Raw genomic sequence first — 1920 nt, 5'->3', positions numbered from 1 at the left:
CAACAGGAAGCTGATTTTATCTACAAAATATATGCTCGCGATAAACTGGCAAAAATACTTTTAATTCAGAAAACTGACTATTAATTCAAATCAGAAATCGTGGAGAATCAAGCAATTCCCCACCATAAATAGATCAATTGCTATTGCTGAGCAGGAAAAGAATTTCCCTCCAAATTTCTATAGTCAGGAAAAGAAGCATGCATATGAGCAATTTTCCATGAGTCGTCTTCCTTTTCTACAACGATTGTTCCTCTTAAATGGGAGAAAAGATGTTCCTTACCAGCAATAGTCACTTTTTGCTTCACAAAGAGCGGCTGACCATAAACCTTCTTTATTACCTGGTACAAAAGAGAGAATTTGAATTTCACTAGACTCTGATTGACTCCAATCACGCAATAACTGCTCTTCGATTTGTTTTAAACCGACTCGATATTCATCAATGCCTGAGCCCCACATAGTGCTGTTTTTAGTAAACAAACTAAGTAAATAAGGCAAATCACGCGCTTTGTATCCAGCACAAAATTTCTTAAATAATTCTTCTGCCCATGTTTTTTCTTGAATTTTCATGATTAATCCTTCTCTTCTAACGGCTATATCCCGACAAGTACAAACGGCAGTATAAAGGGTTGTTAATAAGAATTCTGTCCGTGCTTACTACGGACATAAAAGAGCGCGCTCGATCTCGGAACGAGAAAAAAAGCCGGTACGCTGTTTTATTCTATCGATATAAGTCTCGACGGTACGGGAAGATAAATTGAGTAATTGCGCGGCTTCTTTATAAGAGGCGCCCTGTAATAACAGGCGTAAACAGGCTAATTCCTGGGAAGTAAGGTAAGTTAAACCTTCTTTCCCTGTAACGCTAATACGTCCATTTGTTAAACAAATTTTTTGATAATTAACATCACGATAAGAACTAGGAAGAATTATTTTATTATTATTTATAAGCGTAATTAACTCTTTATTTTGTTTATCAAAATCATTGATATATTGTTCAATAATTTTTAATTTATTTAAATAAAATGATCCCGCATTGTCGTGCTCTATAGGCAAAGCAACGGCAATCATATCGTAATAATTTTTTGAACGTCTTACTAAAGTAATTCCATTATGAATATGAAATTTCTCTCGCGCTAGTTGCACGGGAAATTTTGGCAAAACCTCATCCCATAAAAACCAATAGGAATGTGAATTTTTATATTCACTATTAAAGGAAGAAAAAACAACAGGAGAATTATCTACATGCTGGAAATATTCAATAAGACCTGTGTTATTAGTCAGCAAACTTATAGATCCATCGTCAAAACACCTTAAATATTGAAAATAACTAAAGCCATAATCAGCTAAAAAATCTTTATTAATTTCTTGAATTTTCTCACGTAGAGTAAACGTTGGATGATCCAAGGAAATTTTTTATTGCCATCGCCTCGCTCCAATTTCAATCCTGATGCATTCTTTGACAATCATCTCTGAGCAAATTATTGTTAAATTAGATTAAATAAAGGACTATTCTATGCGGCTTGTTGCACTAATCCTTCTATTGTGTAGCACAACCTTTTCAAGCGCTGAAACCCTGAAAATTGCTATCCTATCTTATGTACCCCCATTCAGCGTTGTCGCAGATAATAATCATTTTCTTGGTTTTGATGTAGACCTTATGGATGCTGTATGTAAAAAAGTACAAGCTGATTGCCATTATATCCCCGTTGGCTATGCAAAATTACTTGCTATGGTAAAAGAGCAAAAAGCTGATTTAGGTATTGGTGCGATTTCAATTACTCCTGAGATACGAGCTCAATACCTTGTTAGCTTACCTTACCGCACCAGTAATGGACAATTAATGACCCGTTTAAAAAATCCTATTAAATCGGAACTTGATATACACGGCAAACGAATTGGCACTTGGTCTAATGCATTGTTCAC

Annotated in this window: 4 protein-coding genes; 1 reads left to right on the top strand and 3 read right to left on the bottom strand. The window is 35.0% G+C overall.

Translation table 11 applies throughout. The features are described 5' to 3' along the window. Positions 1-140: 140 nt before the first annotated feature. The 3 genes from BN58_RS38085 to BN58_RS18415 all read right to left on the bottom strand — a co-directional run bounded on the left by BN58_RS38085 (position 141) and on the right by BN58_RS18415 (position 1401). Complete coding sequence (locus tag BN58_RS38085; RefSeq protein ID WP_198009972.1) at positions 141-293, bottom strand: nuclear transport factor 2 family protein; 153 nt, start codon at positions 291-293, stop codon at positions 141-143. Next, on the bottom strand, positions 277-567 hold the full coding sequence (locus BN58_RS32035) for a hypothetical protein (RefSeq protein ID WP_019218093.1): 291 nt from the start codon (positions 565-567) through the stop codon (positions 277-279). The genes BN58_RS38085 and BN58_RS32035 overlap by 17 nt, the downstream gene beginning before the upstream one ends. A gap of 87 nt (positions 568-654) precedes the next feature. Beyond that, on the bottom strand, positions 655-1401 hold the full coding sequence (locus tag BN58_RS18415) for a helix-turn-helix transcriptional regulator (RefSeq protein ID WP_019218092.1): 747 nt from the start codon (positions 1399-1401) through the stop codon (positions 655-657). Positions 1402-1510: 109 nt separating this feature from the next. Between BN58_RS18415 and BN58_RS27085 the strand changes: the two genes are divergently transcribed. After that, positions 1511-1920: transporter substrate-binding domain-containing protein (locus tag BN58_RS27085; protein ID WP_019218091.1), on the top strand; the 410-nt coding region annotated here is incomplete at its 3' end.

It is taken from the genome of Legionella tunisiensis (assembly GCF_000308315.1).
GTDB lineage: Bacteria > Pseudomonadota > Gammaproteobacteria > Legionellales > Legionellaceae > Tatlockia > Tatlockia tunisiensis.
Note: the sequence above shows the minus strand (reverse complement) of the source record. Positions and strands in the feature narration are given on the sequence as shown.

Excerpts from the sequence above, each read along its gene's own strand:
- BN58_RS32035 (WP_019218093.1), bottom strand. The coding sequence starts at position 567 with ATGAAAATTCAAGAAAAAACATGGGCAGAAGAATTATTTAAGAAATTT.